This window comes from uncultured Cellulomonas sp. (assembly GCF_947494015.1).
Taxonomy (GTDB): Bacteria; Actinomycetota; Actinomycetes; order Actinomycetales; family Cellulomonadaceae; genus Pengzhenrongella.
In genome coordinates, this window is sequence record NZ_CANLTL010000007.1 from 18,910 (window position 1) to 36,627 (window position 17,718).

The following is a 17,718-nucleotide window of genomic DNA, read 5'->3' on the forward strand; positions in this document are numbered from 1 at the left end:
AGGGGGGTCGGCGGACGGCGACTACCGTGCAGGGCACAGTCCATCGACGGCGCCGGCCGACCCGGCCCGTCGGGGCGCCGACCGCGACCCGCACCACCGGAAGCTGAGACCGACGATGCGCCGACCGCTGCTCGCCACCCTGACCGGCCTGGCCGTCGCGGCCGCGACCGCACTCGGGCCGGCGGCCACGGCCGCCCCCGCCACCGAGCCCGCCCCCGCCGCCCTCCCGGCCCCCGCCACCGGGCCGGCCCCGGCCGCCCTGCCCGCCCCCGCCGCGCGCCCCGACCCCTCGTCGAGCGGGCTCGCCGTCGCGCAGCTGCCGACCGGCCGGCCGGACAAGGTCGCACCCGGGCTGATCGGCGCGCAGGGCGTGGTGACCGCCTTCGTCCAGCTGTCCGCGCCCTCCGCGCTGGACGTCGCGCGGGCAGGCGCAGGGGAGGCCGCCGTCGGCTCGGCGACCGAGCACATCGAGGCGCTCGCCGAGGCCGTCGTCCCGGAGGACGCCACCGCCCGGCTGGCGACGCCCGCCCCGCAGCGGCTGTCGGTCACCACCAACCTGGTCGCCGGCACGGTCGTGCGCGGTGACGCCGCCCAGGTCCGCGCGCTGGCCGATCGGCCCGAGGTCGTCGCGGTGCACCGGGTGACCGCCAAGACGGTCGACAACGCGGCCACCGACGTCCTGACCCGCGCCCGCCAGGCCTGGCAGGCCACCGGCCGCACCGGCGAGGGCATGCGGGTCGGGGTCATCGACACCGGGATCGACTACACGCACGCCACCTTGGGCGGCCCCGGGACGCCCGAGGCCTACGCCGCCGCCTACGGCGCGGACGGCACCGGTCCGATCCCCACCGGGAGCACCGACCCGACCGTCTTCCTCGGCGGTCACGACTTCGCCGGCCCCCGCTACGACGCCGGCGGCGCGCCCGGGTCCAGCCCGGTGCCGACCCCGGACGACAACCCGATCGACCCGCCGGCCGCGGCCGGGGGCGGTCACGGGACCCATGTGGCCGCGACCGCGGTCGGCCGCGGCGTGACCCCCGACGGTGCCACCTTCCGCGGGGACCCCACCCAGGCACCCGACCTGACCGGATGGCCGGTGGGGCCAGGCTCGGCACCGGGCGCGGGCGTCTACGCCCTGAAGGTGTTCGGGGACGGCGGCGGCTCGACCCACCTGACCATCGACGCCATGGAGTGGGCCGCCGACCCGAACGGCGACCACGTCTTCGACGACCGCCTGGACGTGCTGGTGGTGTCGATGGGCACGGACGGGGCGCCCGCCGACGACCCCGAGAACCTGTTCGTCGACCGGCTGGCCGACCTCGGGGTGCTGTCGGTCTTCTCGGCCGGCAACGGCGGCGACGTCACCGACGCCGGCGGCGTCCCGGGCAGCGCACGCAGCGGCCTGACCGTCGCCTGGTCGGTCGGCGACCGGCAGACCCTCGACGGGGTCCAGGTCGTGGCCGCGCCCAGCCCCGACGTCGTCGGCGCGCACGCCGCGCAGGCCACGCTGTCCTACACCGGGCCCGACGTCACCGCGCCGGTCACCTACCTCGGGGACGACGTCACGGGCTGCGCCCCGCTGCCCGCGTCCGGCGCGCCCGTCGCCGGCACGATCGTCTACCTGGCCTGGGACGACGACGCCGCGGCCCGCCCGTGCGGCACCGGCGTGCGCTGGGACAACGCCCAGGCTGCCGGAGCGGTCGGGGTGCTGCTCGGCACCGCCCTGCCGTACTTCCCCGTCGCCATCGGCGGCAACGCCGCGATCCCGGGCGCCCAGCTGACGGCGGCCGCCACCGACGCACTGCTGCCGGAGGTGCGCCGCGGCGGCGTCGTGCTGCGGATGGGCCCGTCGCTCGCCGGCAGCCAGACCGTCACCAACCCCTCGGTCGCCGACACGCTCAGCGGCGGCTCCGCCCGCGGGGTGCACGGCTCGCTCGGCATCGTCAAGCCCGACGTCGCCGCTCCCGGTGAGCAGATCTGGTCCGCGGCGTCCGGGACCGGGACCGGGGCGGCCGTGCGCTCCGGGACGTCGATGGCGGCCGCGCACGTGGCGGGCATCGCCGCCCTGGTCCGGGCCGCGCACCCCGACTGGACCCCGGCCGAGGTCAAGGCGGCCGTCATGAACACCGCGACGCACGACGTCCACGTGGGCGTCGACCGCACCGGCCCGGTCTTCGGGCCCGCGCGGGTCGGTGCGGGCCGGGTCGACGCGCTCGACGCGGTGCGCACCGGCACCTTCGCCTACGCCACCGACGACCCCGCGCTGGTGTCGGTGACGTTCGGCGTCGTCCCGGTGGGCGCACGGACCGTTGTCGAGCGTCGCACCGTCACGGTGCGCAACACCGGGCCCGACCCGGTCCGGTACCGCACGTCCTTCGACGCGGCGACCACGGCCGGCGGCGCGACCATCACCACCTCACCGGCCACCGTCGAGGTGCCCGCGGGCGGCGACGCGCTGGTGACCCTGACCCTCACCGCCGACCCCGCCACGCTCGAGCGCGACCTGGACCCGACCGCCGCGCGCACTTACGACCTCGGCGCCGCCATCCCGCGCGAGCACGTCGCCGCACTGAGCGGCCGCCTGCTGCTGCGCTCCGACGACGCCGAGCTGCGCGTCCCGGTGCAGGCGGCCCCCCGGCTGACCAGCGCCCTGACCGCCGAGCCCGTCACCTTCCCCCACCCCGGCTCCGCGCAGGCACCGCTGACGCTGACCGGCCGCGGCGTGGACGACGGCGGCTGGCGGTCGCTGGTCGCGCCGCTGCAGCTGGTCGCCGGCAGCCCGCGCCTGGCGCCGCCCGCCGGGCCGACGTCGGCGTCGTCGTTCGCCGCGGGGGACCTGCGCCAGATCGGGTTCGCCTCCACGGCGCCGCAGGTCGCGGCCGTCGGCGCCGACCCGGCCGTCGACGGGCTGGTCGGCATCGGCGTGGTCACCGAGGGCGAGTGGGCGACCCTCGGCCGGTCCGTGCGCATCGTGGTGGACACCGACGTCGACGGCGACGGCGCCGTGGACCGGCAGACCGTGGTCCAGCAGACGGCGCCCGACCTCGACGTGACCACCGCCCAGACCTGGGACACCCGGACCGGTGCGCTGCGCGGGGAGATCCCGGTCAACGGCACGTTCGGGGACGTCGACACGACGGTGTTCGACAACAACGTCGTCGTGGTGCCGATCGGGCTCGCGGCGCTGGGCGTCGTCCCCGGGCAGACCCCCACGTTCACCGTGTGGACCTACTCCCCCGACTACGCCCCGGACCCGAGCGGCACCCTGGACCGCGCCGAGCCGTTCACCGTGGACCCGTACACGCCCGAGTACTGGTTCGACGGCGGCACCCCGGGCTCTGTGCTGTTCGCCGCGGCGGCCGGCACGCCGGTCACGGTGCACCGCACCGCAGCGCCCGGCACGACGGCGCCGCCGCTGCTGGTCCTGCACACCCACAACGCGACCCCGGCCACCCGGGCGCAGGTGGTCGACGTCGTCGCGCCGCTGTCCACCCCGACCAGCACCACGCTGCAGGTCACCGGCGACCGGGTGGCGGGCGCCGACGTGCACCTCACCGCACGGATCGAGCCGGCCGGGGCCACGGGCAGCGTGACGTTCTCCGCCGCCGGCCAGGCGCTCGGGACGGTCCCGGTCGTGGACGGCTCCGCGACGCTCGCCGTCCCCCTCGGCGCGGGCACCCGGACGGTGAGCGCCGAGTTCGTCCCGGCGTCCGCGCACTGGGACGCGTCGTCCTCGGCCGGCGTGCCGGTCGAGGTCACACGGGCGTCGTCGTCGGTGGCGCTGCGGCTGACCGACCGGGCGATCGGCTTCGGCACGCCCACGACGGCGCTCGTGACCGTCGACGCGCGGACCGCCGCGTCCGGCGTCGTGGAGATCCGCGCCGGTGAGCGGGTTCTGGCCTCCGGCCGGCTCGGGAGCGACGGCGCCGGTGCGGCCCGCATCGCGCTGCCCACCGACCTGGAGGTCGGGGCTCACCGCCTCACCGCGGTCTACCTCGGCAGCACCGACGTGGCGGGCTCGGCGAGCACGCCGCTGCGCCTGCGGGTGACCGCGGCACGGCCCGTGGTCACGATGGGGACCGCGACGTGGACGGTCGGGCGCGCCGGCCGTCCCACCGTGACGGTCACGGTCGCCGGCCCCGACGGCGGCCCGACGCCGACCGGAACGGTCACGGTGCTGGTCAACCTGCGCCGGGTGGGTTCGGTGGACCTCGCCGAGGACGGGACCGCGCAGTTCCAGCTGCCGCGGATGAGCCGGTCGGCGCTGGTGACCGCCGTGTACGGCGGCAACGCCGGCTACCGGCCCGTGGTGGACATGCGGACGATGCGGGTGCGCTGAGCCGGCTGCCGCGGTCAGAACAGGACGTCGACCACCGGGGTGCCGGCCGGCGGGGCGGTGCGCCGAACGCCGTCCGGCGCCCCGTCGGGCACGGTACCGGGCACGTCGTCGAGCACGTCGTCGGGCGTGGTGCCGGGCGTGGTGCCGGGCAGGCCGGGTGCGGCCGGTCGAGCGGACCGGCCCGTCTCGGGGGGTGCGGGCTGACGGGTGACCGACGGGCGACCCGCCTGCGCCTCACGCGCCGCCGCGCCCGCGAGCTGGTCCGCCAGCTCGTTGAAGTGGTTGCCCACGTGGCCGCGGACCCACCCGAACGTCACCGGCCCGTCCCGTCCTGCGATCGCCCGGTCGATGCCCTGGACGAGCGCCAGGTTCTGCACCGGTCCCCCGCCGGCCGTCCGCCAGCCCTTGCGCCGCCACCCGGCGACCCACACCGAGGCGCACTTGATCGCGTACTGCGAGTCGGACTCGATGTGCAGCGGCTCCGCGCCGGGGTGCGACTCGATCGCCTCCAGCAGGGCCATCAGCTCGGCGACCTGGTTGGTCCCCGACGTCAGCCCGCCCGACGCCGCCCCGCCGGCGTGGTCCACCCACGCCCAGCCGATCGCCCCACCCGGGTTGCGCAGGCACGAGCCGTCCGTGCTGACGGTGATCACCGGCATCTCCTCCACCTCCGGCCCGCGTACCGGGCCCGGGCCATTGTCCCTGCCCACGCCGGGTGCCCCGACGCGTCCGGCGTGCGCGGGCGACGTCGCTCGGCTGTACTGGCGGCATGCCTCTGACCGGTGAGTACGAGCCCAGCCCCGAGAAGTGGGTCCGCGACCAGGTGGAGCTCTACGAGAGCTCGGGCGGCACCGAGGGCCTGACCCTGCGTGGCGTCCCGGTGGTGATCGTCACCAGCGTCGGCGCGCGGTCCGGCAAGCTCCGCAAGGCCGCACTGATGCGGGTCGAGCACGAGGGCACCTACGCGATCGTGGCCTCGATGGGCGGCGCCCCCAAGCACCCTGTCTGGTACCACAACGTGATGGCCGACCCGCACGTGGAGCTGCAGGACGGTCCGCAGACGTGGGACATGGTCGCCCGCGAGGTCACCGGCGAGGAGAAGGCGCAGTGGTGGGAGCGCGCGGTCGCGGTGTGGCCGGACTACGACCAGTACCAGGCGAAGACCGACCGACAGATCCCCGTCGTCCTCCTGGAGCACCCCACCGCATGACGGGCCGGTGACGGCCCGGGGGCCGATCCGTCGGCGGCTGACCGGCCGCCGATGAGTCGGCACCTGACCGGGGCGCCGGTCCGTCAGCCGCTGATCGCGCGCACGACCCGGGTGACGCTCGAGCCCAGCCCCCAGCGCTCCGCCAGCTCGACCAGGCCCGTCGGGTCGGTCGGCGTGGGCGGGATCCGGTCGTCGGCGACGGCGACGGGGGCGTCGGGCGCCACCCGCACGACCGTCGGCGCGACCGCGAGGTAGTCCGCCGCGTCCGTCAGCCGGGTGCGCTGCGCGAGCGTCAGCCCGGGGTCGCGGGCGTCGCGCGCGGCGAGGATGCCGGCCAGGTCGCCGTACCTGGACAACAGGGTGACGGCCGTCTTCTCCCCGATGCCCTTGACCCCGGGCAGCCCGTCGCTGGGGTCCCCGCGCAGCACCGCCATGTCCGCGTACGCCTGCCCCGACGTCACGCCGTACCGCTCGCGCAGGCGCCCCTGGTCGATGACCTCGAGGTCCTTGATCCCGCGCATCGTGTAGAGCACGCTCACCCGGGCCTCGTCGTCCACGAGCTGGAACAGGTCGCGGTCGCCGGTCACCACCTCCACGGCACCCGCCGCGCCCGGGGCCCGGTCGGTGCGGGCCACCTCCCGCGCCACCAGCGTCCCGATGACGTCGTCGGCCTCGAACCCGGCAGCCCCCAGCCGGGCGATCCCCAGGGCCCGGAGCACCTCCACGATCACCGGGATCTGCGGCGTGAGCGCGTCGGGGACCTCCTCGGCGTCGGTCCCCGGGGCGAGGCGGTGCTCCTTGTAGGACGGGATCGCCGCGACCCGGAAGGCCGGCCGCCAGTCGTCGTCCCAGCACGCGACCATCCGCGCCGGGTGCCGGTCGGTGACGATGCGGGCGATCATGTCCAGGAGCCCGCGCACCGCGTTGACGGGCGTGCCGTCGGGCGCCTTGACCGTCTCCGGGACGCCGTAGAACGCACGGAAGTACAGCGAGGCGGTGTCGAGCAGGACCAGCCGCCCGTGCGGGACGGCGTCGGCGGCGGGGCTCACCCCGGCATCCTCGCGGGTCGACGCCGGTCGCGTCACGCCCCGAGCTCGGCCAGGACCACGGGCAGCTCGTCGAGGAGCTCGCGCGCGAGGTAGCCGGTCGGCCCGATGCGCGCGGCCAGCCGGTCGCCGGCGGCGGCGTGCAGGTGCGTCCCCCAGCAGGCCGCCTGCTGGCGGTCGGCGCCGCGGGCGAGCAGCCCGCACAGCGCACCGGCCATCACGTCGCCGCTGCCGGAGGTGGCCAGGCCGCCGTACCCGGTGGACATCTGCCAGCGGCGCCCGGACGGGTCGGCCACGGTGCCGTAGCAGCTGACGACGGCGTCGTAGCGCCGGGCGATCTCCGCGACCGCGTCCGGCAGCGCGTCGGGGTCGATCTCCTCCCCGAGCAGCCGCGCGGCCTCCCCCGTGTTCGGGGTGAGCACGAGACGGCCGGCGAGCGCGGCGACCACGTCGTCCAGCCCGGGCAGGACGCCCAGCGCGTAGGCGTCGAGCAGCACCGGGGTGTCCGCCCCGATGTGCGGGGCGAGCCCCTGGAGCAGCGCTGCGGTCTCCTCGGCGTCGTCGAGCCCGGGACCGACCAGGATCGCGTCGCTCGACCCGGCGGTGCCGGCGATCCGCTCGGCGGCGTCCCCGCGGACCGAGCCACCCGCCGTCTCGGGCAGGCCGAGCACGCCCGACTCGGGGACGGCGACGGCGACCGCCACCGCGACGGACTCCGCCACCGCGAGGGTCAGCCGTCCCGCACCGGCGCGCAGGGCGGCGACGGCGGCGAGCATCGCCGCCCCCGGGGTGCCGCGAGCCCCGCCGACCACGAGCACCTGCCCACGGCCGTACTTGGACGACTCCGTGGCCGGCAACGACCAGTCCCGCAGCAGGGCGGGGGTGACGATCTGCGGCCCGGACGCCTCACTGGTCGACATCGGTCCTCCCGGGCTGGGCGGTCGTGGGGGCACCGCGCTCCTGCAGGTGCTGCACCGCGTTGAAGGTGTCCATCGACCACAGGCGCTCGCCGGGCGCCCGCACGAGCCGGGTCACGGAGGCGTTCTGGACCGCCGCGGCGCGCCCGGCGGCCATGACGTCGGCCTCGGACAGGCCCTCGCAGACGTAGCGGATCACCATGATCACCGCGTCGTGGCACACCACCAGCACGCGGCGGCCGTCCTCGTACCGGTCGAGGTCCGCCAGCACCGACCGGACCCGCAAGGCGAGGTCCGCCCACGACTCACCGCCCGGTGGCCGGTAGTAGAACTTGCCCACCCAGCGCCGGCGCGCGGCCTCGTCGGGCAGCCGCGCCTCGACCCCGGCAGCAGTCAGCCGGTCCAGCACACCGAGCTCGCGGTCACGCAGCCGCTCGTCGTGCACCACGGGCACGGACCGGTCGCCGACCTCGAGCGCGAGCCGTGCGGTCTCGGCGGCGCGCACGTACGGCGACGACCAGACCGCCTCCGGGCGCTCGCCGCCGGGCAGGTCCGCGAGCCAGTGCCCCAGCGCGCGGGCCTGCTCGACGCCCACGTCCGACAGCTCGACGTCCGGGTCGCGGGCCGGCACGTCGATCAGCTCCTCGCCGGCGGCCTGCGCCGCGCGCGCAGCGGTGTTGCCCAGGCTCTCCCCGTGCCGGACCAGCAGCAGCTCGCTCACACCCATGCCAGGGACCGTAACGGAGGCCACCCACACCTGCCGGACGGGGCCGCATCCCGCCGCCGTCCCGTCACCGTCGCCGGGCGCGCCGGCCCGACCGGGCCGGAACCGCGGGCGGCGGGCGGGTCACTCCAGGGCGTCGAAGTCGAGCCCGGAGTCGGCCACGGCTACGACGGACCAGGTCGCGCCGTCGTCGCTGGACAGGGTGTACGACGGCAGCACCACCGTGGACCCGTCCGGCTGGGTGTGCTGCGCCAGACCGAGCTGCGCGGAGGTCAGCGCCACCTCGGTGACCGGCCACGCGAACGGGGCGTCGGGCCGCGCGGCGGGCGGCGGGCTCCCCGTCGGACCGGCCGAACCACCGCCGGACACGGGCTGGTCGGGCTCGACCGCCGGCTCCGTGGCGGCGGCGTCGCGGGCCATGATCGGCCCGCCCGCCGTGACCCCGAACCGCGGATCGGCCAGCCGGTCGACGGCGTCGAGGGCGCTGACGACGTCGTAGGTGCCCAGCGGCACGAGCGGCGCGAGCGCGCCGTACAGCGACTGCACGGCCTCCCCGACCAACGTCATGCTCCACACGCTGCCGGTGCGCTGGCCGCCGATGGTGCCGAAGGCGGTGACATAGGTCGCCGACGGCACACCGGCGTCCATCACCTCGTACTCGAAGGCGTCCGGGTCGGCGCCGGCACCGGCGACCACCTCGCGCGCCTGGGCCACCGCGGCATCCCCCTGCAGTGCCGTGGCGCCGTCGACGCCGCCGCAGTCGGTCGCGTCGGGAGCCGGTGCCGACCCGGACGAGCCGGCGCCCGCGTCCTCCTCGGTCGCCGCGCCCGGCTCGGGCACCGGCTGCGCGCACGCGAACGGGTCCAGCGTGGGGTCGTAGTAGGACACGCTCGTGACGCCGTCGGGCTGGAGCTGCAGGCCGGCGCCCGTGCCGTCCTGCGATCCCACGGTCCACGTGACCCCGTCGAGCCGCGGCTCGCCCCCGAGCCCGAGCGACGACGCCACGAGCGAGGCGGTCTCGGGGCCGAACACCTGCGCGGGGTCGTACCCCCACGCCTCGGCGACGCCGGCCTCGTCCGGCAGCCCCTCGGCGCGGAACACCGTGCGCCCGCCGAACCACGGGAGCATCGCCGCGTCGGCCCCCTCGGGGGCCGCGGAGCGCACCTCGCCGGGGACCGGCGCGGCGCCCTGCGCGGCCGCCGCGTCCGACGTCCCACCCGGCGGGCCGGGCATCGCGACCGACAACGGCGCCGGGTCGTCCACATCCGCCCGCTCACCGAGCGCGTACCCCGCCGACCCGACGACCAGGGTGCCGGCGGCGACGGCGGCGACCGCGGCCCACCGGCTCGGTCGCCGTGCCCGGCGGGCGGCGGCCAGCTGGTCCGGGCCGCCGGAGAGCGCGAGCCCGTCGCCGGAGTCCAGCCGGGCGCGGACCGCGGTCTCGAGCGCGTCGAGGTCCGGGTCGAGCCGAGCAGCGGGGTCGGCCGCCCGCAGGCGGTCGAAGGCGGGGTCCCGCGCCGGATCGGGCGTGTGGTCGGGACGGTGCTCGGACACGGTGCTCTCCTCTGTCATGCGGCCTCACCGCGTCTGTGTCGCCGCCCTGCGCATCCTTGCACCGCCGGCCCACCGGCTCCGGCACCGGCACCGGCACCGGTCAGTGCTGGGCTCGCCGGGCCCACATGTCACGCAGCCGGGTCCGTGCCCGGGACAGCGCGGCATCGGCGCCGCCGCGGGTCACCCCGAGCACCTCCGCCAGCGCGTCACCGGTGACCCCGTCCCACGCGTTCAGCAGCAGCACCCGCCGGTCCCGCGCGCTCAGTGCGGCGAGCACCTCGCGGACCTCCTCGTCGGCGATCGCCAGCGTCGCCGGGTCGACGTCGTCCGGCTCCTCCGGCACCTCCGCCACCGGGACCGGCCGGTGCTTGCGACGGTGGTTGGCGAGCACGTAGCCGGCCGTCCGGTACAGCCAGGGCAGGACGGCGTCGTCGGGCACGTCCTCGCGCCGGCGCCAGGCGATGGCGAGCACCTCGGCGGTGAGGTCCTCGACGTCGTCGTGCGGCGCACGCCGGGCGAAGTACCGGTACAGCGCCGTGGAGTGCGCGCGGAACACGGTCTCGAACCACTCGTCGTCACGCAGTCCCACGCGGGTCCCCTCCGTCAGGGCCGGTCACCGACCTGCCACCGACCGGATCCCTCACCCCGCACTGTGGCGCAGCCCGGCCCGGCCGCGCACGGACCGCGGCGGCGCGCCGCGCCGGGTCCGTCACAGACCGTCCGCCACGGCAGCGGTGACCCGCAGCCACGCCTCGCGGGTCGCCGGGGCGAGCGCCTCCACCACCAGCGGACCACCCGAGACGAGGGATGCGTCGTGCGGCACGTCCAGGACCGCGCGGGTCAGCCGCCCGAAGTGGTCGTGCAGCCGGCCGCGCAGCTGCTCGTCCACGTCCGCGGACGGCGCCGACAGCACCGTGACGGCGTGCCGGACGGCGTCGTCGCGCCCGGTGGCCCGCAGCGCGTCCACCGCCCACGCCGCGGACTGCGCGGTGTCCTCGCGCACCGTCGAGACGATGACCAGCTGGTCCGCGGCCGCGACCGCCGCCTGCCAGTTGGAGGCGCGCATGTTGTTGCCGGTGTCGATCACCATGACCCGGTAGAAGCGGGCCAGGGTGCGGTGCAGGGAGGTGAACGCCTCCGCGTCGATGGACGCCGCCGACGCCGCGTCCTCGTCGGAGGCCAGCACGTCGAACTGCGCCGAGCCCTGCGAGCGCACGTAGTTGTCCAGGTCGCCCACCCGCGCGGACCCGGGGTCGGCGAACCGGTCGAGGTCCTGCAGCAGGTTGACCGCGGTGTTGGAGTGCCGGCCCTGGGTGGACCGCCACCCGAGCGTGCCGCGGGTCTCGTTGTTGTCCCAGGCGAGGGTGTAGCCGCCGCGGTGGATGCCGAACGTCGCGGCGATCAGCAGGGCCGCCGTCGTCTTGTGCGCGCCACCCTTGGGGTTGAGCACGACCACGGTCTTGGGGCCGTCCAGGCTGCGCTGCACCGAGGCGATGGCGGCCCGGTGCTCGAGCTCGGCACGGCCCGGACCCGGCGACACCAGTCCCGCGGTGAGCCGCCGGACGGTGGACTGCCAGCCCTGCTGCGCCGGCCCGGACGGGGGCGACGGCCGGGTCGCGAGCAGGTCGTCGAGCGTGGGCAGCCCCACCGGCGCCGACGACGGCGACGGCGCACCTGCTGCCGACCCGCGGGCGGCGCGGCCCGGCGCGGGCGACGGTTCGGTACCGGGCACGGGGCCGGCACCGGGCGCTGCGGGGCCCGTCGCGGCGGCGGACCCGACCTCGGGCCACACCGGCGCGGGCACCGACCCGGCCCCGTCGGCGGTCGCTGGAGCGGGCCCGGCGGGTCCGGTCACCGCAGCGACGGCGACCGGGCCGGTCGCCGGGGCCGGCGGCGCGGTCGGGCGCTCGGACGCCGGCGTGCGGGTCGGCGCGGGCGCCGGCGCGGCGGGCACGGGCAGGCCCACGGGCTCCGGCTCGTCCTCCTCGTCACCGCGCAGGAGCTCCTCGGAGATCGCTGGGATGAGCACGGTGTCCGCGTCGGCGCCGCGGCGCGGGATCGCCCCCGTCGGCGGGCGGACGACGGGGATCCGGCCGGTGCGCGGCGCGCCGCCCGACGGCACCGCCGGGGCCGTGGCCGACGGCGTGCCGGACGCCGGGCCGGCGGGGGGCGCGGTGGTCGGCCCGCTCAGAGCCGGCTCGGCCGCCGGGACGTCCGGTGGACCCGTCGTGGGCGCGTCCGGTCCGGGCACCGGCACGTCGGCGTCCGCGACGTCGACCGCTGGCTCGACCGCCGGGATCGCGCCGGTGTCGGTGTCGCTGTGCCGTCGCCGCACGCGCACCGTCGGCGCGCCGGCCTCCTCCACGGTGCCGTCCGGGTGCACGACGAGCAGCCACTCGCCGTCGGGGTCCTGCAGCTCGACCCGCACGGGGCGGCCGTCGCCGGCGGCACGCTCGGCGATGTACTCGGTGATGTTGCCGGCGACCCGCGCCAGGTCCTGGGCGGCGAACTGCTGCACGACCCCGGCCAGCGCCACCTCCGCCGCACCGTCGGGGTGGATGACGGCCCGCGCCGTCAGCATGGCCGGCCCGTCGGCCTGCGCTTCGGTCATCGCCTCTTCCCTCGTCGACTTCTGTCACGCAGGCGCTCGGTGACCGGTCCCGCGACGCACGACAGGCCCGCCATCGGGCCCGGTCGCGGGGACGAACCTACGCCGCGCCGGACGGCGGTGCACCATCACGACCGGGTGACGGGCCAGGTCACGCCCCGTGGCGACCTCATGTCCGGGGTCACCCGGTCGATGGTCCGGGTATGACGATGGTGGACGGCGAGGCCCCCGGGAGGCCGCAGGCGGAGGTCCTGCGCCTGCTGTCGTCGGACGACGTCGCCGTCGCCTGGGGCATCCCGTGCGCCGCCCGCCCGGCCGCCGGGCTGGTCCACCTGGACGGGCCGTGCGGGTGCTTCTGCGGCGGCCCGCCGCCGGTGTACGCGCCCCGTCCGCGCATGCACTGACCGTTCTCCACCGGTCGCGCGGCCGTGGGTGACGCGGTGTCGGTGGCCGGGGCGAGGATGGCGGCATGACGAGCTACCTCGCGACCGTGACCGTCGTCGGCGACCTGTCGGGCGAGGAGGTCGAGGGCATGAGCGACGCCCTGGGCGCCAGCGGGCACACCGTGGCCCCGGGGCGGGTCGTGCTGCACGTCCCCGGCGAGGCACCGGACCTCGGGACCGCGACGGCGGCGGCATGGCGGCACGCCGCGGAGGTCCTCGACGGGTACACGTGGGAGGTGGAGGTCGACCCCGCGCCGGAGTGACCGCGCCCAAGCCGCCGCCCCGGTGCCCGATGTGTCCCGCCCACCCGGAGCCACGCGGACGGACCCCGGACGCACGAGTGCCCCGGCCACAGGGGCCGGGGCACTCGGTCAGTCAGCGTGCAGAAGGTTCAGCCTCAGAGCGGGCTGATGTTCTCCGCCTGCGGGCCCTTCGGGCCCTGCGTGACGTCGAACTGAACCTTCTGGTTCTCCTCGAGCGTCCGGTAGCCGCTCGAGTTGATCGCGGAGTAGTGCGCGAACACGTCGGCGCCGCCGTCGTCGGGGGCGATGAAGCCGAAGCCCTTCTCGGCGTTGAACCACTTCACGGTGCCAGTAGCCATAGCTGTTCTCCTTCGGAGCGTTGGGCGGGCCCCGACTCTCGGGTCCCGCTCGTCGCAGTGTTCGTCGTCCGCTCCGGTAAGAGACAGCGCACACGGCCCTCGGGCCGCACGCATCAAGACGTGCAAGCACAGCAACTTCGAGTCGAGCGTAGCCCATCGACGCACCGAGTGGGAGGCCGACTGCGACACAGTCCGGACCGGACGGGTCGCCGGGCGTCGCCGGACCGCCCGTCAGCCGCCCGTGGCCGGCGCGTCGTCGCCGGAGATGCCGAGCTCGTCCAGCAGGTACATCAGCGCCCGGGCGTACGGGTTCGTGGCGACCTCAGCGCGCAGGCGCGGCCAGTCGACCTGCTCGCGCAGGGCGCGCGCGACCGGCAGCAGGCGCCCGAGGTCGCAGTAGTGCTCGGCCAGCACCCGCATCTTGGCCGAGAGCACGTCGGTCGCCTCGAGCACCGGCATCCGGACCGCGAGCACCTCCATGGAGTCGCTGCGCTCGAACAGCTCGTCCCGGATGGTCTCGCCGCACATCCGGAACAGCACGTCCACCATCGCGCCGTCGTGGTACGCCTTGAACAGCCAGTCCTCCGCGGGCTGCACGACCTCCAGCCCCGCGTCCGCCAGCGCCGCCTTGGCCCGGTCCGCGTCGGGCTCGCGCACGACGAAGTCGGCGTCGTGGCTCGGCTCGGGCGCGCCCCGGGCCCAGGCCGCGTAGCCGCCCACCAGCGCATAGGGGATGTCCGCCCGGGCCAGGGCCACCGCGGTCATCCGCAGCCCGTCGTGCAGGGCCGTGCGGTCGTCGTCGGGCATGACCGAGGTGTACACGACCGGATGCGCGCCCGCAGGTCGGCGGGCACGATCGAGCGATGCGGCTGGCGACCTTCAACATCCTGCACGGGCGGTCCCCCGCGGACGGCCGGGTCGACCTGGACCGGCTGGGCGCCGCCGTACGCGGTCTGGACGCCGACGTCCTCGGGCTGCAGGAGGTCGACCGGGACCAGCCGCGCTCGCACGGGGCCGACCTGACGGCCGTCGCGGCGGACGCGATGGGCGCGCCGCACCACCGGTTCGTGGCGACCCTCGCCGGTACACCGGGGCTGTGGTCGGCGGCGACCGGTGACCTGCAGCCGCGGACCGCGTCGTACGGCATCGCGCTGCTGTCCCGCTGGCCCGTGCTGAGCTGGCACGCGCTCGCGCTGCCGGCCCTGCGCGGTCAGGTCCCGGTGGTCTTCCCCGGCCGACGCCGGCCCACGCTGGTCCGGGACGAGCCGCGCGCCGCGGTGGCGGCCGTCGTGGACGCACCGCCCGGCCCGGTGACGGTCGTGGCCACCCACCTGACCTTCATCCCGGGCTGGAACGCGGTGCAGCTGCGCCGGCTGGTGCGGATGGTGCGACACCTGCCCCGGCCGGTCGTGGTGATGGGCGACCTGAACCTGGCCGGGACCGCACCGGCGCGGCTCAGCGGCATGCGCGCCCTCGCCACGGCGGCCACCTTCCCGGTGGCCGCCCCGCAGCGGCAGCTCGACCACATCCTGGCCGACGGGCCGGTGCGGGCCCTCGACGGCCGGGCGGTCGACGCGGGCCTGTCCGACCACCGCGCCCTGGTCGCGGACGTGGAGGTCGAACCGGCGGACGCCGCGGACGACGACCGTCCGGTCAGAGGTCGTCCTCGAGCTCGAGGCTGAACCAGACCGTCTTGCCGTCCGGGCCCGACTCGACCCCCCAGTCGCTGGCCAGGGCCTGCACCAGCGCCATGCCGCGGCCGCTGAGGTCGGACGGCTCTGGGTGCCGCACGACCGGGGACGCCGCGCTGTCGTCGCTCACGCTCACGTAGACCTGCGTCGCGTCGGACCACGCCCGCACCCGGATCGTCCCGTCCGGCGGACCGTGCACCGCGGCGTTGGCGACCACCTCGGCGGTCAGCAGCTCGACGACCTGGTTCTGCGAGCCGGTCACCCCGGACGCCGCGATCACGTGGATGACCCAGTGCCGGGCGAGGCGCGCGGACGAGCGCTGGGCCGGCAGCTGCAGCTCCTCGTGCGCGTCGGACGCCGGGACCGGGCTACGGGGCGGGTCCTCGGGCAGGCCGCCGACGATCAGCCGGAACGGCCGGTCGGGCCGGTCTCGACCCCGGGAGGCGCCGCTCATGACCGCCCCGGCCGGCGGCAGCGGGCCGGATGCCTGCGGCGTCCTGCCGGGTCGGCGACGGCACGACGGGTCGGGTGGCAGGGCATGGCTCCACTGTGCCCGACGCGGCGCGACCCGTCGCCCCGAGATGCCACGACACGCGTCCGCGGCTCAGCGGGCGGACACCCCGTACCGCTCGGACGGCATGAGGATCCACAGCAGCGGGTAGACGATGAGCTGGCTCCCGGGCAGCACCATGAGCGCGATCACGAACAGCGCACGGGCCGGCCAGGGGTCGATCCCGAACCGCCGCCCGACACCCGCGCAGACGCCGGCGACGACGCGATCGCCGAGGGGGCGGGACAGACCCTGTCGGGCGAAGGACTCATGGACGTTCACGGGGCTTCCTCCTGGTGCGGGGGGATCGGCGCGTACCGACCGGTGCGTGCTGCCCGGTCGTCCGCGAGTCTGCCCGCCCGGCGCCACCGCGCCCATCGGGGGGTGCCCTGATCCGACCCCGAGACGGCCCCGACGTTCACCCGGACGGCCCTCTTCCCGCGGGGCGGGAGCGTCGGTACTCTTGCGCTCCCAACCCGGTCGGCACGCCTGCGCTGACGTCGCGTGGTGGCACGTACCAAGTCACTTCTCGACCGGGAGACTCCGATGTCGCTCACCCTGCGCGCGCCTGCGTCCGCGCTCCTCGCACCGCCCGCGCCGCTGCCCGCCCGGACCGCCGTCGAGCCGCCCGTGCAGCCGCCCGCCGCGCTGGTCACCGACCTGCCCGGGGCCCTCGACCCGCTCCCGCTGCCGGCCGCGACCTGGGGTGCACCCGACGCGCTCGACGCGGTCGCCGAGGCCGCCCTGGTGCTGCCCCTCACGCTGTCCCGGCCGCGGGTCGTCAGTGCGCTGACCACGGTGGTCCTGCGGGCCGGGCGGCACGCCGTCAAGGTCTACCCGCCGGGCACCGACCCGGCGCACCTGGCCCGGACGACCGCCGCGCTGGCGGGCACGGCCACGGCGCTGCTGCCGGTCGCCGCACCGGTGGTGACGTCGTCGGGCGTCGTCAGCGTCTCGCCGTGGCTGGGCGACGCCCGGCCGGTCGGCTGGGCCGCGACCGGCGCCGTGCTGCGGGCGTTCCACGACGCGCACGCCGACGCCGACGTGCCGGACTGGGACCCGCTGCGCCGCCTCGTCGCCCTGGCGCCCGACCTGCCTGACGACGCCGCCGGGGTGCTCCTCGACGCCCGTGAGGCGCTGCTGCGTGCCCTGCGCGGTCTGCACTCGCCGCTCGGGGTCGGCGTCGTGCACGGGGACCTGTCGCCGGCGAACGTGATGCGTCGTGGGGGCCACCCGGTGCTGATCGATCTGGACTTCGTGGCGCGGGCGCCGCGCGAGTACGACCTGACCAGCGCGGCCCGCCGGTTCGTCGCCGGGGAGCTCGACGCCGCGACGTACCGGGCGTTCTGCGACGCCTACGGCGCGGATGTGCTCGGCTGGGACGGCCGGGGGGTGCTGGACCGGATCGCGCTGCTCGGCGGCGTGGCGTTCCGGCTCTGGGACGACCGGCGCCGCGGCGCGGCGTTGGACTGGCTGGACGCGGCGGTGCGGGAGTGGCGCACGCCGGTGTGAGCCGCAGGTCAGCGCGGCGCGGGCAGCGAGCGCAGCCAGGCCGCGAAGGCCTCGTTGTTGACCGTGCCGTCGCGCCGCTCCTGCACGTACCGCAGGGCTGCGGCGCCGGTCAGCCCGAGCACCTCGCGCACGATCAGCGACGCCATCAGCCCGGACCGGTTGCGGCCGAACGTGCAGTGCACGAGCACGCGGTAGCCGTCGTCGACCAGGCCCGCCACGAGCGTCGCGAGCCGCAGGGTCACGGCCGGGTCGGGCACGTCCTCGCCGTCGACCAGCGGGGCCTTGACGTACACCAGCCCGTCGGTGGCGCCGGCCGGCGGGTGCGCGTCCGGGTCGGCGAAGTCGATCACCGCCGTGATCCCGGCGCGGCGCACCCAGTCGAAGTCGACCGGGCAGCCGCCCTGCCACAGCGACCCGGCGACGAGCTCGGTGGGCGGGTCGGCCGGCGGCACGCCCGGCAGCTCGACCGCGTCGGTGGTCAGCGTCAGCTCGTGGGTCACGGTGCGAGGGTATCCGCGCCGTC

General features: G+C 76.8%; 18 protein-coding genes. 6 read left to right on the forward strand and 12 right to left on the reverse strand.

Features of this window, described 5'->3' with window-relative positions; genetic code table 11:
• Positions 1 to 115: 115 nt before the first annotated feature.
• The gene (locus tag Q0840_RS09445; protein WP_298459113.1) at positions 116 to 4,339 is read left to right on the forward strand and encodes a S8 family serine peptidase; all 4,224 of its coding nucleotides are present in this window, start codon (positions 116 to 118) and stop codon (positions 4,337 to 4,339) included.
• Positions 4,340 to 4,353: 14 nt separating this feature from the next.
• Here the strand turns inward: Q0840_RS09445 and Q0840_RS09450 are convergent, their stop codons facing one another.
• On the reverse strand, positions 4,354 to 4,992 hold the full coding sequence (locus Q0840_RS09450) for a ribonuclease H (protein ID WP_298459114.1): 639 nt from the start codon (positions 4,990 to 4,992) through the stop codon (positions 4,354 to 4,356).
• A 116-nt stretch (positions 4,993 to 5,108) separates the two neighbouring features.
• Here Q0840_RS09450 and Q0840_RS09455 point away from each other — a divergent pair, with 116 nt between their 5' ends.
• Positions 5,109 to 5,549, forward strand: a complete 441-nt coding sequence (locus Q0840_RS09455) for a nitroreductase family deazaflavin-dependent oxidoreductase (RefSeq protein ID WP_298459116.1) — start codon at positions 5,109 to 5,111, stop codon at positions 5,547 to 5,549.
• A gap of 83 nt (positions 5,550 to 5,632) precedes the next feature.
• Here Q0840_RS09455 and Q0840_RS09460 read toward each other — a convergent pair whose 3' ends face one another.
• From Q0840_RS09460 to Q0840_RS09485, 6 genes are all read right to left on the reverse strand, one after another.
• Positions 5,633 to 6,598, reverse strand: coding sequence for a 5'-3' exonuclease (locus Q0840_RS09460; protein WP_298459118.1), 966 nt, complete (start codon positions 6,596 to 6,598; stop codon positions 5,633 to 5,635).
• Positions 6,599 to 6,630: 32 nt separating this feature from the next.
• Positions 6,631 to 7,515 carry an NAD(P)H-hydrate dehydratase gene (locus Q0840_RS09465; protein WP_298459119.1) on the reverse strand — a complete coding sequence of 295 codons (885 nt, stop codon included), beginning with the start codon at positions 7,513 to 7,515 and terminating at the stop codon, positions 6,631 to 6,633.
• Positions 7,502 to 8,239 carry a histidine phosphatase family protein gene (locus Q0840_RS09470; RefSeq protein WP_298459120.1) on the reverse strand — a complete coding sequence of 246 codons (738 nt, stop codon included), beginning with the start codon at positions 8,237 to 8,239 and terminating at the stop codon, positions 7,502 to 7,504. The genes Q0840_RS09465 and Q0840_RS09470 overlap by 14 nt, the downstream gene beginning before the upstream one ends.
• Positions 8,240 to 8,359: 120 nt before the next feature.
• On the reverse strand, positions 8,360 to 9,808 hold the full coding sequence (locus tag Q0840_RS09475; RefSeq protein ID WP_298459121.1) for a hypothetical protein: 1,449 nt from the start codon (positions 9,806 to 9,808) through the stop codon (positions 8,360 to 8,362).
• 82 nt (positions 9,809 to 9,890) lie between these two features.
• Positions 9,891 to 10,379: an RNA polymerase sigma factor gene (locus Q0840_RS09480; RefSeq protein ID WP_298459122.1), complete on the reverse strand. Its 489-nt coding sequence runs from the start codon at positions 10,377 to 10,379 to the stop codon at positions 9,891 to 9,893.
• A gap of 120 nt (positions 10,380 to 10,499) precedes the next feature.
• Positions 10,500 to 12,401: a chromosome partitioning protein gene (locus Q0840_RS09485; protein ID WP_298459124.1), complete on the reverse strand. Its 1,902-nt coding sequence runs from the start codon at positions 12,399 to 12,401 to the stop codon at positions 10,500 to 10,502.
• A 200-nt stretch (positions 12,402 to 12,601) separates the two neighbouring features.
• On the opposite strand from Q0840_RS09485, the gene Q0840_RS09490 reads away from it, so the two are divergent.
• Together Q0840_RS09490 and Q0840_RS09495 are read left to right on the forward strand one after the other, a co-directional pair.
• Entirely contained in the window at positions 12,602 to 12,802 is a 201-nt protein-coding gene (locus tag Q0840_RS09490; protein WP_298459125.1) for a hypothetical protein, read from the forward strand.
• A gap of 65 nt (positions 12,803 to 12,867) precedes the next feature.
• Complete coding sequence (locus Q0840_RS09495) at positions 12,868 to 13,104, forward strand: hypothetical protein (RefSeq protein WP_298459126.1); 237 nt, start codon at positions 12,868 to 12,870, stop codon at positions 13,102 to 13,104.
• Positions 13,105 to 13,238: 134 nt separating this feature from the next.
• On the opposite strand, the gene Q0840_RS09500 is transcribed toward Q0840_RS09495, so the two are convergent.
• Together Q0840_RS09500 and Q0840_RS09505 are read right to left on the reverse strand one after the other, a co-directional pair.
• Positions 13,239 to 13,442: a cold-shock protein gene (locus Q0840_RS09500; RefSeq protein WP_298459127.1), complete on the reverse strand. Its 204-nt coding sequence runs from the start codon at positions 13,440 to 13,442 to the stop codon at positions 13,239 to 13,241.
• Between the two features lie 231 nt (positions 13,443 to 13,673).
• Positions 13,674 to 14,249 (reverse strand): nucleotidyltransferase family protein, encoded by a 576-nt coding sequence (locus Q0840_RS09505; RefSeq protein WP_298459129.1) that lies wholly within the window; start codon positions 14,247 to 14,249, stop codon positions 13,674 to 13,676.
• A 56-nt stretch (positions 14,250 to 14,305) separates the two neighbouring features.
• On the opposite strand from Q0840_RS09505, the gene Q0840_RS09510 reads away from it, so the two are divergent.
• Positions 14,306 to 15,124 carry an endonuclease/exonuclease/phosphatase family protein gene (locus Q0840_RS09510; protein ID WP_298459130.1) on the forward strand — a complete coding sequence of 273 codons (819 nt, stop codon included), beginning with the start codon at positions 14,306 to 14,308 and terminating at the stop codon, positions 15,122 to 15,124.
• Here Q0840_RS09510 and Q0840_RS09515 read toward each other — a convergent pair.
• Both Q0840_RS09515 and Q0840_RS09520 read right to left on the reverse strand, forming a co-directional pair.
• Positions 15,096 to 15,587 carry an ATP-binding protein gene (locus Q0840_RS09515; protein ID WP_298459131.1) on the reverse strand — a complete coding sequence of 164 codons (492 nt, stop codon included), beginning with the start codon at positions 15,585 to 15,587 and terminating at the stop codon, positions 15,096 to 15,098. The two genes, Q0840_RS09510 and Q0840_RS09515, sit on opposite strands and share 29 nt — an antisense overlap.
• Positions 15,588 to 15,737: 150 nt before the next feature.
• Complete coding sequence (locus Q0840_RS09520; protein ID WP_298459132.1) at positions 15,738 to 15,965, reverse strand: PspC domain-containing protein; 228 nt, start codon at positions 15,963 to 15,965, stop codon at positions 15,738 to 15,740.
• 264 nt (positions 15,966 to 16,229) lie between these two features.
• On the opposite strand from Q0840_RS09520, the gene Q0840_RS09525 reads away from it, so the two are divergent.
• Positions 16,230 to 17,195, forward strand: coding sequence for a phosphotransferase enzyme family protein (locus Q0840_RS09525; protein WP_298459133.1), 966 nt, complete (start codon positions 16,230 to 16,232; stop codon positions 17,193 to 17,195).
• Between the two features lie 8 nt (positions 17,196 to 17,203).
• On the opposite strand, the gene Q0840_RS09530 is transcribed toward Q0840_RS09525, so the two are convergent.
• Entirely contained in the window at positions 17,204 to 17,695 is a 492-nt protein-coding gene (locus Q0840_RS09530; RefSeq protein ID WP_298459135.1) for a dual specificity protein phosphatase family protein, read from the reverse strand.
• Positions 17,696 to 17,718 lie beyond the last annotated feature (23 nt).

Bases quoted from the DNA above. Each gene is read 5' to 3' on its own strand.
- Q0840_RS09490 (WP_298459125.1), top strand. From the start codon at position 12,602: ATGACGATGGTGGACGGCGAGGCCCCCGGGAGGCCGCAGGCGGAGGTC.
- Q0840_RS09525 (WP_298459133.1), top strand. From the start codon at position 16,230: ATGTCGCTCACCCTGCGCGCGCCTGCGTCCGCGCTCCTCGCACCGCCC.
- Q0840_RS09505 (WP_298459129.1), bottom strand. From the start codon at position 14,249: ATGCCCGACGACGACCGCACGGCCCTGCACGACGGGCTGCGGATGACC.
- Q0840_RS09475 (WP_298459121.1), bottom strand. From the start codon at position 9,808: ATGACAGAGGAGAGCACCGTGTCCGAGCACCGTCCCGACCACACGCCC.
- Q0840_RS09500 (WP_298459127.1), bottom strand. From the start codon at position 13,442: ATGGCTACTGGCACCGTGAAGTGGTTCAACGCCGAGAAGGGCTTCGGC.
- Q0840_RS09465 (WP_298459119.1), bottom strand. From the start codon at position 7,515: ATGTCGACCAGTGAGGCGTCCGGGCCGCAGATCGTCACCCCCGCCCTG.
- Q0840_RS09455 (WP_298459116.1), top strand. From the start codon at position 5,109: ATGCCTCTGACCGGTGAGTACGAGCCCAGCCCCGAGAAGTGGGTCCGC.
- Q0840_RS09470 (WP_298459120.1), bottom strand. From the start codon at position 8,239: ATGGGTGTGAGCGAGCTGCTGCTGGTCCGGCACGGGGAGAGCCTGGGC.
- Q0840_RS09510 (WP_298459130.1), top strand. From the start codon at position 14,306: ATGCGGCTGGCGACCTTCAACATCCTGCACGGGCGGTCCCCCGCGGAC.
- Q0840_RS09515 (WP_298459131.1), bottom strand. From the start codon at position 15,587: ATGAGCGGCGCCTCCCGGGGTCGAGACCGGCCCGACCGGCCGTTCCGG.
- Q0840_RS09495 (WP_298459126.1), top strand. From the start codon at position 12,868: ATGACGAGCTACCTCGCGACCGTGACCGTCGTCGGCGACCTGTCGGGC.
- Q0840_RS09445 (WP_298459113.1), top strand. From the start codon at position 116: ATGCGCCGACCGCTGCTCGCCACCCTGACCGGCCTGGCCGTCGCGGCC.
- Q0840_RS09485 (WP_298459124.1), bottom strand. From the start codon at position 12,401: ATGACCGAAGCGCAGGCCGACGGGCCGGCCATGCTGACGGCGCGGGCC.